This window comes from Mesorhizobium temperatum (genome assembly GCF_002284575.1).
Taxonomy (GTDB): Bacteria; Pseudomonadota; Alphaproteobacteria; order Rhizobiales; family Rhizobiaceae; genus Mesorhizobium; species Mesorhizobium temperatum.
Genome location: NZ_NPKJ01000066.1, coordinates 60,166 through 85,780, shown reverse-complemented (window position 1 = coordinate 85,780; position 25,615 = coordinate 60,166). Strand labels below are relative to the sequence as shown.

Below are 25,615 nucleotides of genomic sequence, written 5' to 3'. Positions count from 1 at the left end.
TGCGTCGCTTTGCTCAGGACGCTTTGCCATCGCCGAATTTTTCGATCGACCGCGCCAGTTCGGGGTGGCTCAGGGCGAAGTCCGCCAATGGTATGCCATCGACGGCCGCCTGCCAGGCTTGCTGCACTGCGCGCACGCCGGCACCCGGTCCGTCAGGGTGGCTGACGATGCCGCCGCCGCAGAGATAGAGAAGATCGACCGTTCGGCCGGTTCGCCGGTAGGTTTCGGGGGCTTGTCCACCCCACTGACCGGAGCCGACGACCGGCAGCGCGCAATCATCAGGCGAAAAGATCGGCGTGGTCACCGCCTCGAAGGAACTGATGAAGGACCAGTCCGGCTCCCAGTATTTCGAGGCGATGCCGTTGATCTGGAACTGATCGACACCGAGCAGCCGCCAGAACTGCTGCCAGACCTTGAAATCCATGCCGAGGCCGGGGTGACGGGTGAGAATGTCCCAGCCGTTGCGGTGGGCATGCAGCACCAGGCTGGAGCGCTTTCTGAGGAAGGCCATGCCGCCGAAGCCGACGGAATTGATGTTGACCACGGCGCAATTGCCGCCGGCCTTCGCCACCAGATCATGGTTGCGCATCATCTCGTCCGGATCGGCATGCGAGATGCCAAAGGCATACATCACCTTTTTGCCGGTCTTCTGCTCATGGTCGAGGACGAGCGGCATGATCGCTTTCACCCGTTCCGACAGCGGCGAATAGGCCGGGCTCATCAGCTTCTCGTCGTCCTTGATGAAATCGACGCCGGCGGCGATCAACTCACCGACCATTTCGGCCGTCTCGTGCGGCCGCAGCCCCAGTGCCGGCTTGACGATCGTCCCAATGATCGGGCGGTCCTCCACGCCGGTCAGCCGGCGGCTGCCTGCGACGCCGAACTGCGGACCTGGATGCGCTCTCCGGTATTCCTCCGGCAGGTTCATGTCGACGACGCGAATGCCGGACAGGCCTTTGATCGAAAAGGCGCCGCCGATGGCGATGGTCATCAGCGCCGAAAGATCGGTGCCGATGGCATCGAGCGGAAACGTGATGTCGACGTCCGCGCGATTGAACGGCCCGTCGCCGGCTTCGGGAAGGGACGGGCGATCGGCTTCCGGCAGATGCCTAATCGCCAGGACGCGCGCCGCCACCCGCGCCTTGAGCTCTTCGGTCTCGCCGGCCAGTGCGACGAAGGTTCCGGTCGACTGGTCGCTTGCGATCTTGGCCGCCAGCGCCTCGATGCTCGACGATGTCTCGATGCGATAGGTGAGTGTGATCATAGCTCGAAAAAAGTTCCCTGATCTTCGAAATCTGGTATAATGAGTACATGAGTATTGCAAGCGATATCCTCTCGGGCAGGCATTCTGGGATTCGTGATGGCAATGCTAAACAGACACTGGTCAAGGGAGTGATTCGCGACGATGAACCGTTCGGAGCCGATCGTCCGGCGCAAGCTTTCCGACGAAGTATTTTTGAGACTGAAGCGCTTGATCACCAGCGGCGAATTGCAGCCGGGGGACGATATGCCGTCGGAGCGCGAGCTGATGGAGCGCTTTGAGGTCGGCAGGCCGGCGATCCGCGAAGCGATGCAGGCGTTGAGCAATATGGGTCTCGTCGCGATCTCGCATGGCGAGCGGGCGAAAGTGCTGCAGCTGACCGCCAAGTCGATCATCAAACAGGTCGACGGCGCGGCCAAGATCATCTTGTCGTCATCGAAGGACACGCTGGAGCATCTCAAGAACGCGCGCATTTTCTTCGAGCGCGGCATGGTCAGGGAAGCCGCAGAAAAAGCCACCGCCGAGGACGTGCAGCGGTTGCGGGCAACCGTTGCCGAACAGCGGAGCTTTCGCGGCGATTCCGAGGCCTTCATATCCGCCGACATGAAGTTTCATACGCAGATCGCGGCGATATCCGGCAACCCGATCTATGTTGCGGTCAGCGAAGCAATGCTTGGCTGGCTGAAGGAATATCACACCGAAATGCTGATCTGGACCGGCAAGGAAAAGTTCACGCTCACCGAGCATGAAGAGATCATCGGGCGCATCGAGCTGAAGGATGCGGACGGCGCCGAGAAGGCGATGATCAAGCACCTCGAACGCTCGCGCGCGCTCTACGTGATGAATTCCGGCAACTGATTTCACCCGATCCGGGTGATCGCGTGAGGCGTCATCACAAGGTGGCGTCGTTCGAAGCCGGAAATATCAACTGACACGTCGCTCGCTGTCAGGTTCGCTAGCCACATGACGGTCTTGCCCGTGGGAGAACGGGCGGCCAGCGTGAGCACCCGCGTCTCATCGCTCGTCGCCGCCGTCACGTGCCTGAAGTCGGCCAGTTCGCAAAGCCCTCGTACGGCCTGGAAGATCGGCCGGAGTTCACCTTCGCCGACGGGTTCCCCGGATGTCGCCAGCACGCCGAACGGTCCAGTGAAGTTGGACAGCGTGAGCATCTCCAGCCCGGCCGGCGCGACTCGCGCGGCGTAGCCGATCGTCCATGCAGCCGCGAACAGGCCGGCATGGCGAGGATCCCGGTCGGCCATGGCGATGCGCTGACGGTGCGGATTGGCCTTGGTCGCACCGCCATAGGGGTTCTGCCGCATGGCGATGGTCGACGGGCCGATCCGGTAGGGTTTTGGCCCGAAGATCGCCCGCGCCGAGGCGGTGATGAAAGGCAGCGCCTCCAGCGATTGCATGACGCTGAGATCGTCGGCGGCGTGCACGATCGGACAGGTGCAGTGGGTGACGAAATCGAGCAGGTCGGCGGGGAACACGCTTGCGGTTGAGTTCGGTGAAATAGCTGAACATGCCGCCGCCGAGGCGGATATCAGGAAAGGCGCGCCGCGCCGCGGCATAAACGTCTTCGAGCGGCGGACATTCGGGCCACGCGCTGCCCGGCGGCGTCGACTGTCGGTCGACCGAAGGCGAAACGGCGATGGCCGAGAGCCTCAGCCCGACCTGTCGCACCATGTCAGCGACACCTGAAAGCTCGGCATCGAGATCGCCAACGCAGGAAACGACGCATTCAAGCGTCGTCACGGCCGGGTAGGCGGCGGCGAGCCGGGCATAGGACTGCAAGGCGTCGAGGCGGTGGCCACGCGTCGGATCGTAGTGGAACATCAGCTGTTGCGGGCCAAGCGCGGACAGTGCCGGCAGGTTCGCCAGCGCCGTCTCGACCTCATCCGGGTAGATGATGACGGCGATATCCGGCAGCAGCGGTCCGGCTTCGCCGAGTTCAACGCGGATTGGTTCGGCGGTTGCTGCGGCAGCCGGCGCCTTCACGGCGCCGGTCACACGCAGACTGATCGTCTGGCGCACAGTCCCGCCGGCAGGCAGCACATAGGGCCATGGCAGCGCGAGCGGCCGGACATTGGTCTTGTAGGACGCATCCGACCAGTTGCGCTGGTCCTCCATCTCGAACGCGTCGCCTTCCATCCGGCATTCGGCGGTGACGCCGGGCCGAACCTCATGGGCGATCGCCTGCAGATCCTTGAAAGGCTGCCAGGGGTCGATCAGCAGCGGAAGCTTTGTTTCCACTACGCTGCCGTCGGTGTGCTCGACCGTGACCGGGCTGCCGGCCAGGCCGGCGATCGGATGCAGGATGCAGAAGCCGCAGCGATTGGTCTCGAAATCGCTTTCGGGGACGGCGCTCACGTCGAAAACGAGCTGGCCGTCGGCGGAACCCTCAATCATCGCGCGAAAGTCGAGCCGGCTTCCCTCCGGTCCGACACAACTTGCCGAATAGCTGACGGAGAAAGTATCGGCGCCCTGGTCGATAGCCAGGTCCGTCAGCGCCGGCTCATAGGTGCCCCAGTCGCGATCCCGGACGATATAGGCGATGGCGCGCAGTACTTCGATGCCGCCATGGCGGATGGTGCGCAGATTGCCGTTGACGAAGTCGGCGGTGAGCGTGCCGGCGCGCAGCCTGACCGGCTCGGCCTCGACCGCATGCGTGCCGTAGAGGAGGAAGGCGTCGGCGGTCATCTCAGCAAGGCGTCGAGCTGCACCGGCTCCCGGCTCGCAGCACCGGCATAGGCGGCTTCGACCAGCGCCAAAGTCCTGAGATTGTCCGCGCCGGAGGTTGCCGGCTCGGTTCCGTTCGCCAGGCAATCGACCCAGTGCTTTTGAATGGCGACGACGCTTTCCTGGATGTTGTGCCATGGGCGCGATGCCCAGGGCAGCAGCGGCGGCGAGACGTCGCTGACCGCTGTTCCGTTCCTGCCGGTGACGGTGAGCCGGTAATTCTGCTCAAGCCGGATCGTGCCATCGCTGCCGTCGATCTCGACCAGTGTCTGCGGAAACGGCTCAGTGGCGAGTTTCGTCGCATAGCTGCAATCGACCACGGACGTTGCGCCGCTCTTGTGGTCCATCAGCATGGTAGCGACGTCCTCGCCGGCAATCTCAGGATTAATGCGAGCGGTTCGTGTCGTGATCGTCGAAACGTCGCCCAGCAGGAAGCGGGCAATGTCGAGACTATGGATGCCGAGGTCCTCGATGATGAAGCGCTTTCCCGTCGCCAGATAGGGCTGGCCGGAAAACACGTCATAGGCCGAGCGGAACGAGATCCGGCCGAAGAAGGGCGTGCCGATGTCGCCGCTGTCGAGCACGGCACGCACCGCCTGGATCGGCGACTGCCAGCGAAAATTTTCATGCACCATCAACGGCACGCCGGCGTCAGTGCATGCCTTCACCATGGCCTTGGCGTCGGCAAGCGACGGCGCGAATGGTTTTTGGCAGATCGCCGGAACGCCGTGCCGTGCTGCCATCTCGACGAGCGAACGATGGCTCGGCGCGGTGGTGGCGATATCGACGAAATCCAGGCTTTCGCCGGCGAAAAGTGCTGCCGCGTCGGTGTAGCGTCGCGCGATACCAAACTGGTCGCCGACAACCGTGAGCCGTTCCGGGTCACGGTCGCAGACGGCGACGATCGAGACATCGGCGATGTCGCGCCAGGCGTGCATCTGGTTGACGGCAAAGAAGCCGCAGCCGATCAGCGCTCCACGCAGTTCCGCCACCATCAGCCTGCCTTTGCCATCTGCATCAGCGTCACGCGGCTCTGCAGCCGGCGCTGCGCCTGGTCGACGACGACGGCGACGATGATGACTAGGCCCTTGATCACCATCTGCCAGAACGAGCTTACGCCCATCATCACCAGCCCGTCCGAGAGAATGCCGATGACGAAGGCGCCGACGATGGTGCCGCCGATCGTGCCGCGGCCACCCGACATCGAGGTGCCGCCGAGCACCGCCGCGGCGATGGCGTTGAGCTCGAAGCTTTCGCCGGTCGCCGGATGCGAGGCCATCAGCTCGGACGAGATGATCAGGCCGACGATTGCCGCGCAGAAACCGGAGAACATGTAGACGAACATCTTCACCATATTGACCCTGACGCCCGAAATCCGCGCCGCCCGTTCGTTGCCGCCGACGGCGAAGATGTGGCGGCCGAGCGGGGTGTATTTGGCCAGATAAGCCGCCCCAAGTGCTACGACGACAAGAATCCATATCGAGACCGGCAGGCCGAGCAGCCGGCCGGCGCCGAGAAAGCCGAATCCTGTCGTGCCCAGATCGGGCTTGCCGACGAGGTTCGGGAAGGTGCGGCCATCGGACGAGAGGAGCGCCAGGCCGCGCGCGACGTAAAGCACGCCGAGCGTGGCGATGAACGGCGCGACATTCAGCCTGGTGATCAACAATCCATTGACGGCGCCGATCAGTATGCCGACCGCAAGTGTGATCAGTGCGATCTCGAAGACGTTGAAATAGATCGTGTAGCCGACCTGCAGGTCGATGCCGTTGAGCACGAGATAGCCGGCGACCATGCCGCACAGGCCGACGATCGAACCAACCGACAGGTCGATGCCTCCGGTGATGATGACGAAGGTCATGCCCATGGCCAGGAAGGCGTTCAGCGCCACGTGCTTCGACATCAGGATCAGATTGGCGGCCGACAGGAAATTGGGTGCCGCGATCGAGAAGAAGATCAGGACGGCGATCAGCGCGATGAACGTCCTCGCCTTCATCAGCGTCAGCAGCACGGAGCCGTTCGAGGCGGAGGCAACAGAAGCCTTGGCCGGGATGTCAGTCATGGGCGTGGCTCTCCGTGTGCGGGACCGGTCCGTGGCCAAGCGCCGATGCGGCGACGAGTGCCGCCTCCGTCGCCTCGGCGCGATCGAACATGCCGGTCAGTTTTCCATTGCTCATCACCGCGATCCGATCGGACAGCGCCATCACCTCGTCGAGATCGGAGGTGGCGAACAGTATGCCCAGTCCGTCCCGGGACAGTTTGCGCATGGTGCGGAAGACGTCGGCCTTGGCGCCGACATCGATGCCGCGGCTTGGTTCGTCCATCAGCAGCACCTTCGGTCCGGTGAGCAGCGCCTTGCCGATGACCACCTTCTGCTGGTTGCCGCCCGACAGCGACGAGACCTCCTGTGCCGGGTCTGCGACCTTGATCGCCAGTTCCCGCACCATCTGCGCCACGGCCTGGTTTTCCTTGGCACCGCTGATATGGAACAGACGGACAAACCGCGACAGGCTGGCCAGCGTCAGATTGCTGGCGACGGAGAGGATCGACACCAGACCTTCGCGCTGGCGGTCCTCGGGGATCAGCGCCAGCCCGCGCCGGATGCGTCGCGTCGTGTCGCGTTCTCTGACCTTCTTGCCGGCGATGAAGATCGTTCCGGTGGCATGGCCATGGCGTCCCATGATGCAGTCGAACAGCTCGCTGCGCCCGGCGCCCATCAGGCCGTATATGCCGAGGATCTCGCCGGTGCGCAGCGACAGCGAGACGTGATCGACCGCAAGCCCGCCGGTCACACGCGGCAGGCAGATGTCCTCGGCGCGGAATATCTCTTCGCCCGGAACATGGCCGTCGGCCTTGGCAAAATCCTTGGCGTCCGAGCCGATCATCTGCCGCACGATCCATTGCGTGTCGACGTTTTTCATCTTCTCCTGGCCGGTGATCCGCCCATCGCGCAGCACGGTGATGTAGTCGCCGATACGGATCAGCTCCTCGAGCCGGTGCGAGATGTAGACGATCGCCACGCCGCTCGCCTTGAGGTCGGCAATCACCTTGAACAGGATCTCGACTTCCGCTGCACTCAACGCCGAGGTCGGTTCGTCCATGATCAGGATGCGCGCATCGAGCGAAACCGCCTTGGCGATCTCGACCAGTTGCTGCTGGCCGATGCGCAGGTCCTCGACCAGCATGTCGGGCCGGATGCCGGCTTCCAGCCGCTCGAGGAATTCCGCCGCACGGCGCTCCTGTTCTCGGCTGTCGATCTTGCGGAACCGGTTGGTGATTTCGCGCGTGGCGAAAATGTTTTCGGCGACGGTCAGATTGCCGAACAGGTTCAGCTCCTGAAACACCATGCCGATGCCGCGGCTCACCGCCTCCCCCGACGATGAGAAGGAAACCTCCTCGCCCTCCAGGAGAATACGGCCGAGCGTCGGCTGTTCGACGCCGGCGATGATCTTCATCAGCGTCGATTTGCCGGCACCGTTCTCGCCAACCAGCACGTTGACCGCGCCCTTGCGCACCTCGAAATTCGCGCGCTTGACCGCGACGGTGCCCGAGTAAACCTTCGAGACGTCTACCAGTTTCAGGATCACATCGTGATCGATGGCGGCATTCATGGCTTCGGCCCGATCTCTGCCTCCGCCGGCGTCACCAGCGGCAGGTCCTGGCCGCTGCCCATGGCATAGGCGCCGACAACCCTAACGCTCCGGCCCTCCAGCGCTTCGCGCGGCAGCTTGGAAAGCACTGTCCTGTCGGCATAGATGTTGAACGCCTTGCCGAACTGGGCGAAGTCGATCTGGTTGGTGAAATCGTTGAACTGGATGAAGTCGAGACTGTCGCGCAGCGCGGTGCCACGCATCGCCGGTCCGATCTGCACCCGCGCATCCGCCTTGCCGTCGCCGTCGGCATCGACGTCCATGGTCGCCGCGCGTGACTGTGTATTCGTCGTGACCACCTTGCCTTCGAGGCGAACCGCAAAGGTCCATGGCGAGTTCGCCTGCTTCTTCGGATTGCCGTACTTGGCGCCGGCAGCCGCTGGATCGGCTTTCGCCAGGGCATGAACCTCGGGAAACGGTCCGGCCTTCTGCTGGAGATAGGGCACCACCTTGGCAGCCCAGATATCCCCGACCATCTTGTCCGCATTGAAGGCCGGCGCTTTGCCGTCGTTTTCTCCGGTCGGCAGGATCTTGCAGGCGGTCAGGCTGATGCCGACGGTAACGGCAAACATCGGCGCGGCGAGGATCGGCCAGGCAACGGTCGGCCAAGTCAGCTTGTTCAACATGTCGGCTTGTTCGGCATGGCGGTCAGGGGCCCCAGGAAACGGAAGCAAGGGACGAGCCGGAAGCTCGTCCCTTGCTATTGATGTCACGCCGGCTCAGTTGGTCAGCGCGAAGGTTTCCAGCTTGGCGGCATTGTCGCCATTGATCAGGACGCAGTCCATCAGCTGCTTTTCCTCGGCCGGAGACTTCTTGTTCTTGATGAAGTCGTTGGCCTGCTCAACTGCCATCTGCGCCTGCGCATAGGCCGGCTGCAGGACTGTGGCCTTGATGCCGCCTGAGGCGATCGAGTCGCGCACGTCATTCGACCCGTCGAAACCGACGACGATGACGTCCTTGCGTCCGGCGGCGGCAAGGGCGGCATAGGCGCCCATCGCCATCGTATCGTTGCCGGAGATCACGCCCTTGATGTCCGGGTTGGCCTGTAGGATCGATTCCATCTTGGAATAGGCTTCGGTCTGGCTCCAGTTGGCCGACTGCTGCGCCACCATCTTCAGGTCCGGATAGTCGTCGATGACATCGTGGTAACCCTTGGAGCGGATGCCGGCATTGGTGTCGGATTCCTTGCCGACCAGTTCGACGAAATTGCCCTTCTCGCCCATCAGCTTGACGAACTCCTGCGCGCCGAGCTGGGCGCCCTGGTAGTTGTTGGAGACGATCTGCGCGACGGCGACGCCGGTAGCGTTGATCTCGCGATCGATCAGGAACGAGGGAACACCCGCATCCTTGGCTTTCTGCACGGCGGCGACGGTGGCGTCGGCGCCGGCATTGTCGAGGATGATCGCCTTTGCGCCGCGGCCGATCGCGGTGTCGATCAGCTCGGACTGCTTGTTGGCGTCGTCGTCATGGACAAGCACCAGTGCTTCGTAGCCGAGTTCCTTAGCCTTGGCTTCCGCGCCGACGGCTTCGGCCTTGAAGAATGGATTGTCGTGCGAAGGCGTAATGATGGCAATGAGATCCGCCGCGTAGGCGGGTGCGGCGGTGCCAAGCGCCAGCATGCCGGCGAAAGCCGCAAGTGTCATTCTGCGAGTGAGTTTCATGATTTCCTCCCGTTTGAAAAAGCCTGTGCCTCCGCGGCCCAGGCTAAAATGCATCCCAGTTCGCCAGGCGGATCGCGTCCGTGTCGCGGATCGGTCATTTGCCGGCTGACCTGGGCGGATCATCCTGTTCGATTCCGCCCCCAGGCTGCCCCTCCACCTGCCATCTACCCAATTTTCAGCCCGGCCTCGGCTCGCCAAAGCCATTCCAACAGCTAAGCCAACTGGTATAATGAGTCAACCACAAATTCAGATGATATGTATCTGATGAGCAGCGAGCGGCTCCTGCATCAGCCACCGGCCATCGGAGAGTCATCCACCAAGAGCGATACTTTGTTCCCTACGATGCGCCGGCAACTGGCCAAGCCGGATAACCTTCACCGTAAGGGGTACGATACGCGGGGTGAGAGCGTAATAAGTAAGTAAAGAGGAGACACTCCTAAGCCTTATTCGGTGCTCAGCGGCACGCGCAGGCTTTGCTAGTATCGCGCTTTGGTTGTGGAATTTCTCCGCGGCCCCAGCCTGCGCGCGGGTTTCTTATGAATCCGTTCGCGGCAAGGATCGCGTTGCCGGTGAGGTTCAGCTATGAATTTTGTGCAGAGTTCCAGGCCGCCATCCTGCAGCCCCGCGCTAAGCTTTGCTGACCAACGGCATTTGGCTTCATTTCGTGGCATGTGCGGCAGGAGCTGCAGCGCCATGTTGTGCCTGATTTCGTTCTGTATCATCCTGCTGCTGGAATCCGCGGCACACGGTCGGCCAAAGGCCGACGACAGACTTGCCCCGCGAGACACGATCGAACTGCACGTTTGGCGATGGACTGCCTTGCGCGATGGCGTTTTGGAGGCGTTGCAGCTCAACCATACTTTCACCATCGACTCGGCTGGCACGCTTGACCTTCCAGTGATCGGGAACATTGCCGCCGCAGGTCTGCGTGAGGGGGAGCTGGCAGAGCTGATTTCCGATCGCTTGCAAGCCAGGAGCGGCCGTCAAGAACGGGCGGATACAACCGTCAAACTGATACGAAATCTGCCCTCGGACATCACAGGTTCGGTGGAACACCCGGGCAAACGAAAAGCGCCCGAACCGCCGGCAGACGCAGCCGACGACAGCTCTTCGGCCGTGGCTTCGGAACGCGCCAGTGTCGAGAAGGGCAAGGCCGAGGCGCAACCGAGCGTGCGCGGTTCCCACACACCTTGGCAGCCTGCAGCGGAGCAACAGCAAGCTCTGGAAGGGGCATTGCTGAATGAGCTGTCCGCCGCTCGCATGGAAATTGCGGCAGCTCGCGAGGAAGCACTTGCGGCTCGCCAGACTGCTCGCAACGATGCCGTCCGACACAATCAGAACCTTGCGACAGCGCGTCAACGGGCTGCCGCCTTGGTGCGGGAACTCGATGCGGTGCGGACTGACCGCGGCGCACTGGAACAGCAGCTCTTTGCGGCGCTGAGGGAAGTCGACGCGCTCAGGAAGAGCGTGCAGCCGGCTCGCGGTGACCATGAGGGCCGCGAATTGGCGGCGGCGCGAGCGGAACTGGCCGTGATGCAGCGCGGCGCCCGCGACGCCAGCGCGCAGGCGCGTGCGGTAGCCGACACGATGGCTGAACAAGGACAAGCCCTAAATCAGCAGCGGCGAAGAGCCGAAGAGCTCGCGCTTGATCTGGAAGTGGCGCAACGTGAAGTCAAAGGCTTAAAGGCCAAAGCCATTCTCGCCGATCACGAGAAGGCCGCCAGGCTTGAAGCGCGTCACTCTATGGAGGCCTCTGTGGCAGAGGCGCAGCGAGCGCTTGATGAGGAGCGGCACAAGGCCGAGCGCTTCGAACGCGAACTCACCGTGGCGCGCCAAACTATCGACGCTCTTAAGACAAGCGCAGATCTAGCTGCGGCCGCGCAGACCAACGCCATCAAGGAACGACAGGTGGCAGAGGCGGCTTTAAAGCGAGCTGGCGATGCACTCGAACTGGAGCGCGAACGGGCAGATTCAGCCGCACGTGACCTCGACAGCGCTCGCCGAGAACGCGACGCGGCAAAGCAGGAAGCGAGCCGCGTCTCGATGGAGCTGAGCGCGGCGTTGGAGCAAGAACGCAACAAGGCCATCGGTCTAGCCCGCGACCTCAGCGCCGCGCGAAAGGCGATTGACATTGAAAAGGCCCGGGATGAGCGTCGCACCGAGCGCGTGACCCGCGCTCCGAAAGCACGTGCCGGCGCAACTTCGCGTGGAGATGTGTCTGTGCGCTCGCGACCAGCCCGTCAACCCGGGTTGCGGGAAAACCACAAAGTGAAGGCAAAAAGGCCATCGCGGCCTGTTCTGGTGGCGACCATCGCGCTTCCCGACGCGTTGCTCCCGACGCGACCGCCGAAGCTCGGCTCTCGCTAGCGAGGGCTGATCGCGAACGGCATTTCCGTGGGCCGAAATACATCGCAGTAGGAGTATGATAATGAATAAATACGTCGCAGCCGGATTGACAATCGCGATCGCAATTGGCCCTGCCTCGGCACTTGACGCGGGGCTTGGCGGTCGACTTGGCGGTGTCGGGGTCGGTGCTGGCTTGGGCGTCGGCCCGAGAGGCGCCTCCGTGGCGGGCGGCGCGAGCGTCGACGGAGTAGGGGGAGCAAGCCTTGGCGGGTCGCTCGGCGTGGGCAAAGGATCGCTCGGCGCCGGACTTGGCGTCAGCGGCAACCTCGGCGGTGCAAGCGGGGGCCTATCCACAGGTGTCGGGGTGGGCGACCGTTCGTCCGGATCGGCCACCGCTCCAGGAGGTAAGCCTGGCAACCCGGCCCTAGGCTCTGGGCAAGTCGCGAGCGGCAGCGCCGGCATCACGCCAGCCATTGCCAAGGCCAATGCCGCGAGACAATCCGCCTTCCTGCCACGCGCGCTCAGGCCCTCCAAAACGGGTCGCGACGCGTTGGCGCCGATCACCAATGGCTATCCGTTGGGATTTCTGGCGCCACTGAAAGCCAAACCCGGTATCCCACAAGCTGTGGTGCGTGCCTGCCGCACGGCGATCGCCTCGGCTGCGACGCCCCTCGGTGCCGTGCGTGTTCACGCGGTCAGCGCAGGTCCGTTACAGCAACGTCGGGGCGCGCTCACGGCGCGGATCGAGGTGCGCATACACTACGCAAGGCAAGGCGGCATCGAGGTTCGGCAGGCGCGAGTCGGCTGTCGCCTCGATGCGGCGGGTAGGGTCACCGCGGTGACATAGGACGCCCCTGTCACGCAAAGCGTAGCACGAGAAATACAGTCGGGATTGGCCAGCGTTGCATGGGATTGCCCCTCGATGCCGGGCCACAACCGCATTGTTGAGGATGCAAATCAATCAATGAAAAGCCGCCCGGGGGCGGACGGCTCAAAATGCTTCCATGATTTTCAGTTACTTCCGCCTCAGGTGATGCGCTGGATGCTGGCCGCGATCTCTTCCGGCTCGAAGACCCGCTTCCAGTCGTCGCGCATCAGCACCGGCTTGCCGAACTCGATGGCCTTGTTGCAGGCGTCGGAGAACACACCCTTGGTTTCACCGAAGATGACGGCGCCGAGCACGTTCATGTGGCCAAGCAGGAAGTCGAGCGCCGCTTGCTGGTCGACCCCGCGGGCGACGACCTCGTCGACTGCTTCCTTCATGACAACGAGCAGGGAGGCGCAGACAGTCTCAGAAAGGCCCGGCTCGAGCAGCGCCATCTGGTCGACCGTGACGCGATGCGACCGCATGACCGGAGCCCAGATGATCTTGGCGATTGCTTCGCCTTTGGCGAAATCTTCCTCCGGCCCCTGCATCAGTGCGCTGACCATATGCTGCTTGGCCTTGACGCCGCCGAAATAGTCCTTCTTGGCCGCCATATCGGTTTCGTCGTTGAAGATCGGCGGATGGCAGGGATGGGTGACGAAATAGGTCAGGTCCGGCCGTTTCGGCAAATGGCCTGCGAAAGGTGCCGCGGCGTCGAGCACGACGACCATGGTGCCGGAAGCAAGCTTGCCCTCGATGCTGGCCGCGACCTTGCCGATATGGGTGTCGGGAACCGCCAGGATCGCTACCTCGGCGCCGTTCAGGGCTTCATCGGCGCTGACCGCGTCAATACCCAGCCCCGTCTTCAGCCGCTCGCAGCCGGCGTCGCTGACTTCGACATGGCGTATCGTGTAGGGAGAGCCGCGAAAATTGGTCGAAAGGCGGTAACCCATTTTGCCGCCGGCACCAAACAGCGCAATCGTTGTCATCTTGCCATACTCCTGATCTCGAACGATGGCCCTGCCGATCGTCATCTTAGTAGCTGGTATAATCACCCTACCATGGATTGGCAATCCGATTTGGGAAGAACGAGTTCAAGAGAGCCAATTCCAGTGGCGCAGTCCCACGCCGTTGGCTGCGCCAGCGGGTGGCGGCCTTGTCGGATCATGAGGTGGATCGACATCTCGGAATGCCCGAGTCTTGTAGACGCAGATCTTTTGCATTGCCCGCGAGGGCGGGTCTTTTAGGGTCCGGCGAAACCGGCAGTCTTGACGTTTAGGCGGTGGTCCGCTGCCAACCGTTCAGCAGTATCCGCGGGACAGGATCATCAGCGTCCGGGAAACATCGCCTTCAAACCTTCGCGCGACGCCTTGGCGACGCCGCGTTCGGTGATCAATCCGGTGACCAGCCGCGCCGGCGTCACGTCGAAGGCCGGGTTCGCCGCGGGCGTCGTCTCCGGCGAGATGCGGACCTGCGCAATCTCGCCATTTGCGGTCTTGCCCCAGACCAGCGAGACCTCGTCGCTGGAGCGCTGTTCGATCGGGATTTCGGCCAGCCCGTCGCCCACCGTCCAGTCGATGGTCGGCGAGGGCAGCGCGACATAGAACGGCACGTCATTGTCGGCCGCGGCCAGCGCCTTCAGATAGGTGCCGATCTTGTTGCAGACATCACCGTCGGCGGTGGTGCGGTCGGTGCCGACGATGACCATGTCGATCTGACCGCGCTGCATCAGATGGCCGCCGGCATTGTCGACGATCAGCGTATGCGGCACGCCGTGGCCGGCCATCTCCCATGCGGTCAGCTGAGCGCCCTGGTTGCGCGGGCGCGTTTCGTCGACATAGACGTGAACGGGAATGCCGGCTTCCGTAGCCAGATAGATCGGCGCCGTGGCGGTGCCGTAGTCGACGGTGGCCAGCCAGCCGGCGTTGCAGTGGGTCAGGATGTTGACCGGCTCGCCGGGCGCCTTGCGCGCCGCGATGTCCTTGATGATTTCAAGGCCGTTGACGCCGATGGCGCGGTTGAGGCCGACATCCTCGTCGGCGATTTCGCCGGCGCGCCGGTAAGCAGCCTCGGCGCGTTGTCCAGGCGGAAGCGGCCGCAGGAAATTGCGCATCTCATCGAGCGCCCAGCGCAGATTGATCGCTGTCGGGCGCGTTTCGTGCAAGACCTCCCAGACGCCGTCGAGTGCTGCATCGGAAGGATCGTTGGCCATTTGCATGGCGACGCCATAGGCTGATGTGACGCCGATCAGCGGCGCGCCGCGCACCCACATGTCGCGGATCGCCGCGGCGATGCCGGCAACGGTGCCGACTTTTACCACGCGGAAATCATGCGGCAGCCAGCGCTGGTCGATGATCTCCACCGAACGCCCGTCGTCGCTCAGCCAGATGGTGCGATAGTGGCGGTCGCCGACGTTCAAATTCTGTTCTCCTGTTCGATCAGCGCGGCCAATTTGTTGACCTCGTCGATGCTGTGGATCTGGCGTCGGTTGACGGCGATGTGACGGCCGAATTTCAGCGCCTTTGCCTCACATGTGGCGCGCAGATCCTCGTCGGCAATGGTCTCGAAATCGGCGTTGTGCGCGAGGCCCAGAATGCGCCTGTGCACCTCGACGCCGGCAAAGCCCAGCATGTCGGTCCAGACCTGATGCAGCATGTGGTCGAGCGCTTGTTCGGCGCCAAGCCTGTCGCCCTGATCCTCGAACAGGCTCTTCTGGTAGAGCATGCCCGTGCGCTCGGTTCGCCACAGATGCGAGAACTCGGTGCGGAACACCGACCATGTATCGACCGTCACATCGAGCAGATAGGCGCGCATGGTGTCGCGCTTTCCATTCTGCTCGTGGCCACGCTGCGAGAAGAACGCCATCCAGAAATTGGCGAGCAGCATGCCGACATCGAAGGCGATCGGGCCGTAGAAGCCGAATTCGGGATCAATCATCCGCGTTTCTGTCTCGGTGACCATGATCGAGCCGGAATGCAGGTCGCCATGCAGCAGCGTCTCCGCATTGGCCGCAAAAATGTGCTTCAGCCGCTGCGCCTCGACCTTGAGATCGCGGTCCGCGCGCAACTCTGCGACGATGCTGTCGAGCTGCGGGCTCGTATGCCGGTTCATCTTGGCGTCGAAATACGGGTCCGAGAACACCAGGTTCTCGGTGATGTCGCAGAGTTCGACATTGTCGGCGAACAGCGCCAGATCGGCTTTACGATCCTTGGTCGCCATATGCAGGTCGGAGCCGCGAAACAGGGTGCGGGCCATGAACAGGCCGATGTCTCTCGCGATGTTCGGCAGCTGCCGGCCCTCGATCAGCGCGCGCCGCAGGATGATGTGCGGCGACAGATATTCCATGATGATCAGCGCCTGGCCTTCATCGAAGTGATGGATCGCAGGCACCGAACCGGGCGCTCTCGCCTCCTGCCGCGTCAGCGCGTGATACTCGAAGAAGGAGCGCTTCAACGGCAGCGGCCAGCTGTCGCCGACCAGGCGGACATAGGGTAGGGCCTGCTTGACGACGGCCGCACCCATGGCGCCCTCGACGATGAAGACCAGGTTCAGATTGCCGTCGCCGACCTCGCGGACCTTCCAGCGGCTTGTATCTTTGCCGATATGCGAACACAGGGCATCGTTGGCGCCGAGGCGTGCTGCCAGGGTGTCGACCGACAGTGCTTCGAACGGCAATTTCCCAGTCATCCTTACCCTCCCGCTGATGTGCTCCCATCATAGTGGAGCCAAGGCGGTTGGTCCAAGCTAGGAAGCTCTCTGGCAATTGTCAATCGTGTTGACAATTGCCGGAACAGCCCCTAGCGTCATAGTCAGGGAGGAACGAATGGGCAATAATGCCGTGTTCCGCGTGCACGGCCTGAGGAAGTCCTTTGGCCATATCGAGGTGCTTGGCGGCGTCTCGCTCGATTTGCATGCGGGTGAAGTGACCGTGCTGATGGGCGCCAACGGCGCCGGCAAATCCACCCTCGTCAAGATCATCAGCGGTGTCTACGAGCGCGGCGGCGGCACGATGAGCCTTGCCGGCCACGACTTTGCGCCGGAGGATTTCGCGCCGAATACGCCGGCGGAGGCGATACGCGCCGGTGTCGTCACCGTTCATCAAAACATCAATGATGGTGTCGTCGCCGACCTCGACGTCGCCACCAATTTGACGCTCGACAGGTTGAGTGGCAGCGGCGCGCCGACCCTGTTCAATCCAGGCCGGGTGCGTCGCGAGGCAAAGGTGGTTGCCGACCGAATGGGGCTGGCCATCGACCTGAAAGCCCGGATCAGCGATCTCTCGCTGGCCGACCGCCAGCTGGTGGCGATAGCCCGCGCCATGGCGCATCAGCCGAAAGTGCTGATCCTCGATGAGCCGACGTCCTCTCTGTCCAGCGCCGAAGCTGACCGGCTTTTCGCGTTGCTCGACAGGCTTCGCGAGCACGGCGTCGCAATCCTCTACATCTCGCACCGCATGTCGGACATCAGGCGGCTTGCCGACCGGATCGTCTCGATGCGCGACGGCGTCATCTCAGGTGTCTTCGACCGCAAGCCGCTCGATTATGAAGGCGCGGTCAACGCCATGCTCGGCCGCAAGATCCACCTCGATCGGATCGTCGCCAGGAATTCCGCCAAGCCTGTCCTGACGATTGACGGGTTGCGCATTGCCGAAGGTTCCAGTGCGATCTCTTTGACGCTCGGCGACGGCGAGGTCGTTGCCATCACCGGCCTCGTCGGCGTCGGCAAGACCGCGCTCGCCGAGACGCTGTTTGGCGTGCGCAAGCCGCTGTCCGGGACCATGGTGCTGAACGGCAAACCCTATGCGCCGGGTTCGACGGGCGAGGCGATCGCTGCCGGCGTATTTCTCGTCGCCAAGGACCGGGGCGAAAACGGGATCGTTGGCGACTTCAACATCCAGGAAAATATCAGCCTGCCGTTCCACAGGCGGATGTCGCGTCTCGGCGTTCTCAATCGCCGCATCGAGCGCGCCACCGCCCGCCACCAGATCCAGGAGCTGGGCATCGTCTGCCGCTCGGAGAAGGACGAAATGTCGGCGCTTTCCGGCGGCAACCAGCAGAAGGTGATGGTCGCGCGCTGGATGTCGCAGGCGGCAAAACTGTTCATCCTGGACGAGCCGTTTCAGGGCGTCGACATTTCGGCCAGGCGCGATATCGCGGCCAAGCTGCGGGCGAGCGCGAACGGCCGTGCGACGCTGCTGTTCGTCACCGAACTCGACGAAGCGCTGGAGACCGCCGACCGCATCCTGGTGATGTCGGAGCAGACAATCGTTGGCGAACATCGCAATGCCGACATCGACCTCGAGCGCCTGCTGGCCGAAGTGGCGGGCGGGCCGTTGCACAGCGCAGCGTAAAGGGCGGGCAGATAATGGGACGTGGAATGGAGAGGGCATGAGTTCGGGTTGGGTAAGGATGGCAGCGGCGCGCGACCATGCCATCCGCTATGGCTTCATCGTTCTGCTGTTCGGGTTGATTGCCTATTTCGCCGTCGCCGCCGATGGCTTCGTCTCGCCGCAGAGCGCCGTCTTCATCTTTCAGTCCGTCGCCATCACCGGCGTGCTGGCGCTCGGCGTCACCGCCACCCTGGTCGTCGGCGGCTTCGACCTGTCGATCGGCTCCGTCGCCACCAGCGCCATGATGGCAGCCGCCTATGTCATGGTGGTGCTGGAGCAGAACGCTGTCGTCGCGGTTGTCGCCTGTCTCGCGATCGGTGTCATCGTCGGCCTCATCAATGGCTGGCTGATCGTCTATATGCGTGTTCCGGACCTTCTGGCGACGCTCGGCATGATGTTCCTGCTCGTCGGCTTGCAGCGAATCCCGACCGAGGGCCGCTCGATCGCCACCGGTATGACGATGCCCGACGGCTCGGTCGCCAACGGCACGTTCGGCGCCGCCTTCCTGGCGCTCGGCCGCCACCGCTTCGATTTCTTCATCCCCAACCTCATCCCGGTTTCGGTGGTCGTGCTGCTCGTGCTTGCAGTGATGATCTGGTTCTTTCTTGAATACACCCGTTTCGGACGCATGATGTATGCGGTCGGCAGCAACGAACGGGCTGCCGAACTCGCCGGCGCGCCTGTCAAGGCATACAAAATCTGGGCCTACGTTATTTCAGGGGTTTTTGCCTCGATCGGTGGCATTTTGCTCGCTGCCCGGCTTGGACGCGGCGACATCGCCTCGGGTAATAATCTCCTGCTCGATGCTGTCGCAGCGGCGCTCATCGGCTACGCGGTCCTCGGCGCCGCCAAGCCGAACGCCTTCGGCACGGCCGTCGGTGCGGTGTTTGTCGGCGTGCTGCTGCAGGGCCTGACGATGATGAACGCGCCCTACTACACGCAGGATTTCATCAAGGGCTTGGTTCTCGTGGTTGCCCTTGTCTTCACCTTCGCCCTGTCCGGCAGGGGCAAGAGGTAGGATTTCGACAGACAGGATTTCGACCGGCTGAAATTTGAGTTCAACAAGTGGAGGAAACAACATGAAGATCACAAGAAGACTTTTGGGGAAGGCAGCACTCGGGCTTGCCGGCGCCGCGCTGCTGATGCAGGTCCCGGCGATGGCGCAGGACAAGCCGGCGCCGTTCGACAAACCCGGTGCCGTCAAGATCGCGCTGGTCCGCTATCTCTCGACCGGTGACTTCTTCCAGGCCTATCTTTCCGGTGTCGAAGCGCAGGCCAAGGCGCTTGGCGTCGATCTGCGCGTCCTCGACAGCCGTCAGGACGCCGCCCTTCAGGCAGACATGGTCGACCAGGCCATTGCGCTTGGCGTCCAGGGCATCATCATCCAGCACGGCTTGACGGAATCGATGAAGGAAGCCGCCCAGCGCGCGGTCGACGCCGGCATCAAGGTCGTCGCCTTCGACGTCAATGTCGAAAACCCAGAAATACCGCAGATCGAGCAGTCCGACCGCGACCTCGCGCGCCTCGCGCTCGAACAGGCGGTCAAGGACAATGGCGAGAGCTGGAAGGCCGGCTACGTCTATGTCGCCGGCATCGCGCCGCTCGACCGCCGCAACGAGACCTGGGTCGACTTCAAGAAGAAATATGCGGGCATCAACGAGGCGGCGATGTTCGGCACGCTCGACAATCCGATCGCCAATTCCGTCGCCAACCAGGCCCGCTCGGTGCTGTCGGCCAACCCCGACATCAAGGTGATGTTCGCGCCCTATGATGAATTCGCCAAGGGCGTGAAGATCGCCGTCGACGAGGCCGGTCTGTCCCAAGACATCAAGATCTATTCGGCCGACATCTCGACCTCCGACATCGCCGCAATGCGCGAGCCCGACAGCGCCTGGGCGGCAACCGCCGCCACCAATCCGGCTGTCGTCGGCCAGGTTTCGGTGCGCGCCCTGGCTCAGCTTTTGGCCGGCGAAGACCCCGGCCACAATGTCATCGTGCCGCCGACGCTGATCACCCAGAAGGACCTGATCGACAAGGACATCAAGAACATGGAAGACCTCTCGGTCAAGCTGCCGCAGTTCGCTCATGCCGATGTCGCGATGCCGGCCTGGATGCCGAACCCCAACGCCAAATAGCTTTTTACGGCAGGCAAAAGAAAAGAGCGGCTTTCGGGCCGCTCTTTTTGCGTCTGGACCGTTATTGAGCCTACCTCAGCGCCGCCGCGATGTTGCCGCCATCTACCGTCGTCACATCGGCGGTGGTCCGCTCGGCCAGCGCCTGATGCAGGAAGGCCTGGGCGACGTCTTCGGCCGTCACTTCCTGGCCGAGCAGGTTGCCCGCCATGTATTCCTTCTCCGACACGCCGCGCGCGCCCGAGCGGCTCGCTATCATGGCGTCGGTCAAAAGCCCGGAACGGATGCGGTCGGCGTTGACGGCATTCGAGCGGATGCTATGGGCGCCGTACTCGAGGGCATACTGCCTGGACAGGAACAGCGTCGCCGCCTTCGGTATGCCGTAGGCGCCGAACTTCGGACCCGGATTGATTGCCTGCTTGGAGGTGTTGAAAAGGAGCACGCCGCCGGTGCCCTGTTCGAGCATGATGCGCACCGCGTTCTGCGCCGCCGACTGGTGGGCGAAGAAATTGAGCTCGAAGCTCTTGCGCAAAGTGGCGTCGTCGAGCTCACCGATCCTGCCCTCCCAGGCCGCACCGGCATTCGAGACGAGGATGTCGAGGCCGCCGTAAACGGCGACCGCCTGGTCGAACGCAGCGCGCATCTGCGCCGGATCGGTGATGTCGGCGCCGATGCCGATCGAACTGTTGCCTGCCTTCTTCGCCGCTTCCGTCGCCCTTGACGCGTCGAGATCGACAACGACGGCATGGGCGCCATTATCGGCGAACAGCTTTGCGGTGGCGGCACCGATTGCGCCGGCGCCGCCGGTGACCAGCACAACCTGGCCGGTCAGGGGCTTCGGCTTGTTGGCGGCGAGCTTGGCCTGTTCCAGCGACCAATATTCGAGCGGGAACAGGTCGGCTTTGGACAGTGGATGGAAATCGCCGATTGCTTCGGCTCCGCGTACCGCCTCGATCCACATTTCACCGACGTCGGAGGCGATCTTCGCGTCCTTCAGCGTGCGGCCATGGCCGAACATGCCGAGTCCCGGCACCAGCGTCAGCCGCGGCATCTGATCGAGCATCGTGCGCTTCACATCGTCGAGCGCGTCGTTGGTTTCGAAGTAGGCGCGATAGTCCTTGGCGAATTCCTCGACATGTTGGCGGATGACGGATTTGTAGTCGCCGATCTTGTCAGCGTCGGGTGCCGGCAGCGCCATCGGTCCGGTCTTGATGCGGATCGACAGGTCGGGTGTCGACACGCCGCGTCCGGCATAGTCGGCAATCTTTGCCGAATTGATGAAATCGACGATCGCGTCCGAGGTGCGGAAATCGCTGATCATGCGGTTGAAGCGGCCTTCGCCGCGTGCCACCGCCACGGCGCCGCGCAGCATCGGCGCGATATCCGCAGGCTTCGCCAGCCTAGCTGGCAAGGCGGCTTTTTCGGTGCGCGGCTTGCCGTGGCTGGTGATGAAATCCTCGGCGAGGTTCACATAATGGATCATCCGGTCATAGGCCTGTTTGGCATCGTCGCCGAAGGTGAAAATGCCATGCTTGTCGAGGATCAGGCCCTCGACCGTTGGATCGGCGTCGAAGACATCGGCCGCCGCCTTCGCCAGGTCGAAGCCCGGCATGATGTAGGGCACAAATCCCATCTTGCTGCCGAAGACCTTCTTGCTCAGCGCCTCGCTGTCGTCTTGGTCGACGACGGCCAGGATGGCGGTCGAGTGCGTGTGGTCGACAAATTTATGCGGCAGGAAGGCGTGCAGCAGTGTCTCGACCGAAGGGTTGGGCGAAGACGGATCGATGAGGTTCGCCCGCTGCAGCGCGACCATGTCCTCGTCGGAGAGTTTTTTGAGCGATCGCGCCTTGAGCAGCGCACCGAGCTTGACCGCCGGCAGGCCCTGCGGCTCGATGACGCCCATGTCCCAGCCGCTGCCCTTGACGCAGAGCACGTCCCATTTGTCGCCGACGAGATCAGTGGCCTTTGTTTTGCACGATGTGTTGCCGCCGCCATGCAGGACAAGCCGCGGTTCGCCGCCCAGAAGCCTGGTCGTATAGACGCGCAGCGCCAGGTCGCGGGCAACACCCTTCTTTGCATAGTCGGCAACGATTTTCTCCGCGTCGCCGTCATTCCACAGGTTCTTCATGTTCGCTTCGTCCGATTTGCTCTCGTTGTGAAACAGGAATGCCGCGACGCCTTGATGGCAATGCGCCCGCGGCAGAGTTTTGCGTATCTAGGCGACCTTTTCCGCTGCCGGCCCGGCATGGTCGAGCAGCCGTCGCGCCATCCGGGCGCCGACCACCAGATGTGTGCACAGCCCACCCGCGATCGCCGCCACCAGCGGTTCGAACTTGCTGTCCTCCTGCACCACCACGAGGCGCTTTTCGATCTTGCGCAGCGATGACAGCTCCGCCGAAATGACCCGCCGGTTGTAGCTGCAGTCGAGCGCCTTGCCTTGCGCGTCGATGATCTGCCCGGCGATGACGCCGGCAGCGCCGGCACGGCGCAGCACCTCCATTTCGCTGGCCGTCAGCGCGCCGCATTTGACGACATGGCTGTCGGCGTCGACGGTACCGACCGAATACAGCGCCAGGTTGCATTCACTGATGCCCGACAATTGCTCGCGGATCACCGGCTCGGCGCGCAGGCCGCGCGCCAGTTCCTCCGTCGTCAGCACCAGCGGTGCATAGAAATTGAGCCCCTCGGCGTTGAGCCGGCGTGCAATTTCCATGGTGCATTGGTCGGGCCGGTAGGAATAGGGTGCTCCGAGATTGCCGCAGAGCTGCACCACCGTGACATCCTGCAGATCGGCGTAGGACATGACGTCGGCGATCATATAAATGGTCCGCCCCCAGGCGACGCCGATGCGGTCTCCCTTCTTGATCAATTCGAGAAAGACGCTGGCCGCCAGCACCGCGATATCGGTCGACGGATCGGCGACATGGCCGTTTTCCGGCGCGATCCAGACGGCGTCGAGCTTCAACGCGTCTTCAAGCTTGCGCGCCATGACATCGTCGGTGAAAAGCTGGGTCGAGGTCGAGATGTTGACGATGCCGGTCTCGCGCGCCTTGCGCAGATACATGGCGACCGAGGCTCGGGAAATCTTCAGCTGGCTGGCCACCTGGTCCTGGCGCAGGCCGTGCGCATAGTAGAGCCAGGCGGCCTTGTGAATAAGCTGTTCTGCCGGTCGGATCGCCATGCCATCTCCTCGCTGACATTATTCACGGCTCTCGACAAAAGTCAAACCGAGCAAGGGAAAACGATGCCCCTTCGCTCGCTAAATCTAGATCACCATTGTGCCAAATGCGTTCTATCGTGGCATGGTGGATGGTGACGGGCCGGAAGCCTGTGGGGTAGAAGTTCTCGATCAGACATTGGGAGGACGGGATGGGCAATCCCTACGAACAGGATCTCGACAGGAATCCAGCCAACCACCAGCCGCTGACGCCGCTCAGCTATCTGGAGCGCGCGGCAAAGACCTTTCCCGACCATGTCGCGATCATCCATGGCCGCCAGCGCACGACCTATCGTGATTTCTGGCGGCGGTCGCTGAAGCTTGCCTCGGCGCTGCAGAGGCGCCGCATCGGCAACGGCGACACCGTCACCGTGATGTTGTCCAACACGCCGCCGATGCTGGAAGCGCATTTCGGCGTGCCGATGACCAAGGCGGTGCTGCATTCGCTCAACACCCGCCTCGATGCCGCGGTCATCGCCTTCCAACTCGACCATGCCGAAACCAAGGTGCTTGTCGTCGATCGCGAATTTGCAAATGTCGTCAGCGAGGCGCTGGCGCTGGCTAAGGTAAAACCGCTGGTCATCGACTATGACGATCCCGAATACGCCGCCGACGCCCCTTATCCCAAGGGCGAGCGGATCGGCACGCTCGACTACGAGAACTTCGTCGCGGGTGGCGACGAGGATTTCGCCTGGTCGATGCCGGACGACGAATGGGATGCGATCTCGCTCAACTACACCTCCGGCACGACAGGCAATCCGAAGGGCGTCGTCTATCATCATCGCGGTGCGGCACTGATGGCCTACGCCAACACCATCCATGCCGGCATGGGCAAGCACGCTATCTATCTGTGGACGCTGCCGATGTTCCACTGCAATGGCTGGTGCTTTCCGTGGACGCTGGCCGTGCAGGTCGGCACCCATGTCTGCCTGCGCTGGGTGCGGCCGAAGCCGATCTACGACGCCATTGCCGATCATGGCGTCACCCATCTGTGCGGCGCGCCGATCGTGATGTCGGTGCTGATCAATGCCAGGGACGAGGACAAGCGGCAATTTCCGCAGACGGTCACCTTCAGCACGGCCGCGGCACCGCCGCCGGAAGCAGTGCTGTCGGGCATGGCCGATGCAGGCTTTGCGGTCACTCACCTCTATGGCCTTACCGAGACCTATGGCCCGGCCGTCGTCAACGAATGGCATGGCGAGTGGGACGGGCTCGACAAGGGTCTCAGGGTGGCGAGGAAGGCCAGGCAAGGCGTGCGCTATGCCGCGCTCGAGGATCTGACGGTGATGGACCCCGAGACGATGGCGGAGACGCCGGCCGACGGCGAGACGATCGGCGAGGTCATGTTCCGCGGCAACATCGTCATGAAGGGCTATCTGAAGAACCGCAAGGCGAGCGACGGGGCCTTCGCCGGCGGCTGGTTCCACTCGGGCGACCTCGGCGTCAGGCATCCCGACGGCTATATCCAGCTCAAGGACCGCTCCAAGGACATCATCATTTCCGGCGGCGAGAACATCTCCTCGATCGAGGTCGAGGAGGCGCTCTACAAGCATCCTGCCGTCGCCTCCTGCGGCGTCGTCGCCAGGCCCGACGACAAATGGGGCGAGGTGCCGGTCGCCTATGTCGAGCTGAAGCCGGGCAGGACGGCGACCGAGGCCGAGATCATCGATCACTGCCGCGCGCTGCTCGCCCGCTTCAAGGTACCGAAAGCGGTGATCTTCGCCGAAATCCCGAAGACCTCGACCGGCAAGATCCAGAAGTTCAAGCTGAGGGAGATGGCCAAGGAGAGGTAGATCAGGACCCATTATCCGTGTCAGATCATTATTGGCCCAGCTAAGCCCAACTTGATCGGAGCAAAAAAGGTCACTCAGTGTCGGATTGAGTGCCTCCCGATCGTCCTCGATACAGAACCAACTCGGAAGAAGATCTAGCAGGAGGAGCATTCCAATGGAGAACACGGAGCGCGACGCCGAGGCACAGATCCGGGCGCTCATCGAGCGTTGGGCGAACGCCGTGCAGCAGCAAGACCTGGAGACAATCATTGCGGATCACGCGACGGACCTTGTGATGTTCGATGTCCCACCCCCGAACGAACTCAGGGGAATTGAGGCCTACCGGGATAGCTGGGGTCCGTTCTTCGAGCACTTCAAGCGGGGCGGCGTTTTCGCGATCGAGCGGCTGGATGTCACGGCGGGCGACCGGGTTGCTTTTGCGACCGCATTGCTGCGGTGCGGCACCAGGGAAGAGCTTGAAAAGGACCCGGCAACCCGCCTCCGGCTCACCGTCGGGCTACGGAAGGAAGATGACCTTTGGATCATCGCTCACGAGCATCACTCGTATCCTTACAAGCCGGACTGA

19 protein-coding genes and 1 pseudogene are annotated in these 25,615 nt (G+C 62.9%); 8 read left to right on the top strand and 12 right to left on the bottom strand.

The features are described from left to right. Nucleotides 1-13: 13 nt before the first annotated feature. Nucleotides 14-1,264 carry a 3-oxo-isoapionate-4-phosphate decarboxylase OiaX gene (gene oiaX, locus CIT26_RS25115; RefSeq protein WP_095495061.1) on the bottom strand — a complete coding sequence of 417 codons (1,251 nt, stop codon included), beginning with the start codon at nt 1,262-1,264 and terminating at the stop codon, nt 14-16. Between the two features lie 141 nt (nt 1,265-1,405). Between oiaX and CIT26_RS25110 the strand changes: the two genes are divergently transcribed. Continuing rightward, nucleotides 1,406-2,119: a transcriptional regulator NanR gene (locus CIT26_RS25110; protein WP_095495060.1), complete on the top strand. Its 714-nt coding sequence runs from the start codon at nt 1,406-1,408 to the stop codon at nt 2,117-2,119. A gap of 2 nt (nt 2,120-2,121) precedes the next feature. Here the strand turns inward: CIT26_RS25110 and apnL are convergent. From apnL to CIT26_RS25080, 6 genes and pseudogenes are all read right to left on the bottom strand, one after another. Beyond that, a pseudogene (gene apnL / locus CIT26_RS25105) lies at nt 2,122-3,961 on the bottom strand (D-apionate lactonase). Then, entirely contained in the window at nt 3,958-4,992 is a 1,035-nt protein-coding gene (locus tag CIT26_RS25100; protein WP_095495245.1) for a Gfo/Idh/MocA family protein, read from the bottom strand. Before CIT26_RS25100 ends, apnL begins: the two are co-directional and overlap by 4 nt. 2 nt (nt 4,993-4,994) lie before the next feature. Next, nucleotides 4,995-6,059 (bottom strand): ABC transporter permease, encoded by a 1,065-nt coding sequence (locus CIT26_RS25095; protein WP_095495059.1) that lies wholly within the window; start codon nt 6,057-6,059, stop codon nt 4,995-4,997. Further along, the gene (locus CIT26_RS25090) at nt 6,052-7,608 is read right to left on the bottom strand and encodes a sugar ABC transporter ATP-binding protein (protein WP_095495058.1); all 1,557 of its coding nucleotides are present in this window, start codon (nt 7,606-7,608) and stop codon (nt 6,052-6,054) included. The genes CIT26_RS25095 and CIT26_RS25090 overlap by 8 nt, the downstream gene beginning before the upstream one ends. Beyond that, nucleotides 7,605-8,273: a DUF2291 family protein gene (locus CIT26_RS25085; RefSeq protein ID WP_095495057.1), complete on the bottom strand. Its 669-nt coding sequence runs from the start codon at nt 8,271-8,273 to the stop codon at nt 7,605-7,607. Before CIT26_RS25085 ends, CIT26_RS25090 begins: the two co-directional genes overlap by 4 nt. A gap of 93 nt (nt 8,274-8,366) precedes the next feature. Continuing rightward, nucleotides 8,367-9,308, bottom strand: coding sequence for a D-ribose ABC transporter substrate-binding protein (locus tag CIT26_RS25080; RefSeq protein WP_095483864.1), 942 nt, complete (start codon nt 9,306-9,308; stop codon nt 8,367-8,369). A 693-nt stretch (nt 9,309-10,001) separates the two neighbouring features. On the opposite strand from CIT26_RS25080, the gene CIT26_RS25075 reads away from it, so the two are divergent. Both CIT26_RS25075 and CIT26_RS25070 read left to right on the top strand, forming a co-directional pair. Further along, the gene (locus tag CIT26_RS25075) at nt 10,002-11,675 is read left to right on the top strand and encodes a polysaccharide biosynthesis/export family protein (RefSeq protein WP_167391531.1); all 1,674 of its coding nucleotides are present in this window, start codon (nt 10,002-10,004) and stop codon (nt 11,673-11,675) included. A 61-nt stretch (nt 11,676-11,736) separates the two neighbouring features. Then, entirely contained in the window at nt 11,737-12,501 is a 765-nt protein-coding gene (locus tag CIT26_RS25070; RefSeq protein ID WP_095495055.1) for a hypothetical protein, read from the top strand. Between the two features lie 179 nt (nt 12,502-12,680). Here CIT26_RS25070 and CIT26_RS25065 read toward each other — a convergent pair whose 3' ends face one another. From CIT26_RS25065 to mtnK, 3 genes are all read right to left on the bottom strand, one after another. Next, nucleotides 12,681-13,508: a phosphogluconate dehydrogenase C-terminal domain-containing protein gene (locus CIT26_RS25065; protein WP_095495244.1), complete on the bottom strand. Its 828-nt coding sequence runs from the start codon at nt 13,506-13,508 to the stop codon at nt 12,681-12,683. A 338-nt stretch (nt 13,509-13,846) separates the two neighbouring features. After that, nucleotides 13,847-14,938: an S-methyl-5-thioribose-1-phosphate isomerase gene (mtnA, locus tag CIT26_RS25060; RefSeq protein ID WP_095495054.1), complete on the bottom strand. Its 1,092-nt coding sequence runs from the start codon at nt 14,936-14,938 to the stop codon at nt 13,847-13,849. Further along, nucleotides 14,935-16,206, bottom strand: coding sequence for an S-methyl-5-thioribose kinase (gene mtnK / locus CIT26_RS25055; RefSeq protein WP_095495053.1), 1,272 nt, complete (start codon nt 16,204-16,206; stop codon nt 14,935-14,937). The genes mtnA and mtnK overlap by 4 nt, the downstream gene beginning before the upstream one ends. A gap of 136 nt (nt 16,207-16,342) precedes the next feature. Between mtnK and CIT26_RS25050 the strand changes: the two genes are divergently transcribed. The 3 genes from CIT26_RS25050 to CIT26_RS25040 all read left to right on the top strand — a co-directional run bounded on the left by CIT26_RS25050 (nt 16,343) and on the right by CIT26_RS25040 (nt 20,043). Further along, entirely contained in the window at nt 16,343-17,869 is a 1,527-nt protein-coding gene (locus CIT26_RS25050) for a sugar ABC transporter ATP-binding protein (RefSeq protein WP_095495052.1), read from the top strand. Between the two features lie 37 nt (nt 17,870-17,906). Continuing rightward, nucleotides 17,907-18,926 (top strand): ABC transporter permease, encoded by a 1,020-nt coding sequence (locus CIT26_RS25045; protein WP_245319545.1) that lies wholly within the window; start codon nt 17,907-17,909, stop codon nt 18,924-18,926. Between the two features lie 61 nt (nt 18,927-18,987). Further along, nucleotides 18,988-20,043: a substrate-binding domain-containing protein gene (locus CIT26_RS25040; RefSeq protein WP_095495050.1), complete on the top strand. Its 1,056-nt coding sequence runs from the start codon at nt 18,988-18,990 to the stop codon at nt 20,041-20,043. 70 nt (nt 20,044-20,113) lie between these two features. On the opposite strand, the gene CIT26_RS25035 is transcribed toward CIT26_RS25040, so the two are convergent. Together CIT26_RS25035 and CIT26_RS25030 are read right to left on the bottom strand one after the other, a co-directional pair. Further along, the gene (locus CIT26_RS25035; protein ID WP_095495049.1) at nt 20,114-22,168 is read right to left on the bottom strand and encodes a bifunctional aldolase/short-chain dehydrogenase; all 2,055 of its coding nucleotides are present in this window, start codon (nt 22,166-22,168) and stop codon (nt 20,114-20,116) included. 87 nt (nt 22,169-22,255) lie between these two features. After that, nucleotides 22,256-23,221, bottom strand: coding sequence for a sugar-binding transcriptional regulator (locus CIT26_RS25030; protein ID WP_095495048.1), 966 nt, complete (start codon nt 23,219-23,221; stop codon nt 22,256-22,258). A 188-nt stretch (nt 23,222-23,409) separates the two neighbouring features. Between CIT26_RS25030 and CIT26_RS25025 the strand changes: the two genes are divergently transcribed. Next, nucleotides 23,410-25,050: an acyl-CoA synthetase gene (locus CIT26_RS25025; protein ID WP_095495047.1), complete on the top strand. Its 1,641-nt coding sequence runs from the start codon at nt 23,410-23,412 to the stop codon at nt 25,048-25,050. 154 nt (nt 25,051-25,204) lie between these two features. Then, nucleotides 25,205-25,615, top strand: a complete 411-nt coding sequence (locus CIT26_RS25020; protein ID WP_095495046.1) for a YybH family protein — start codon at nt 25,205-25,207, stop codon at nt 25,613-25,615.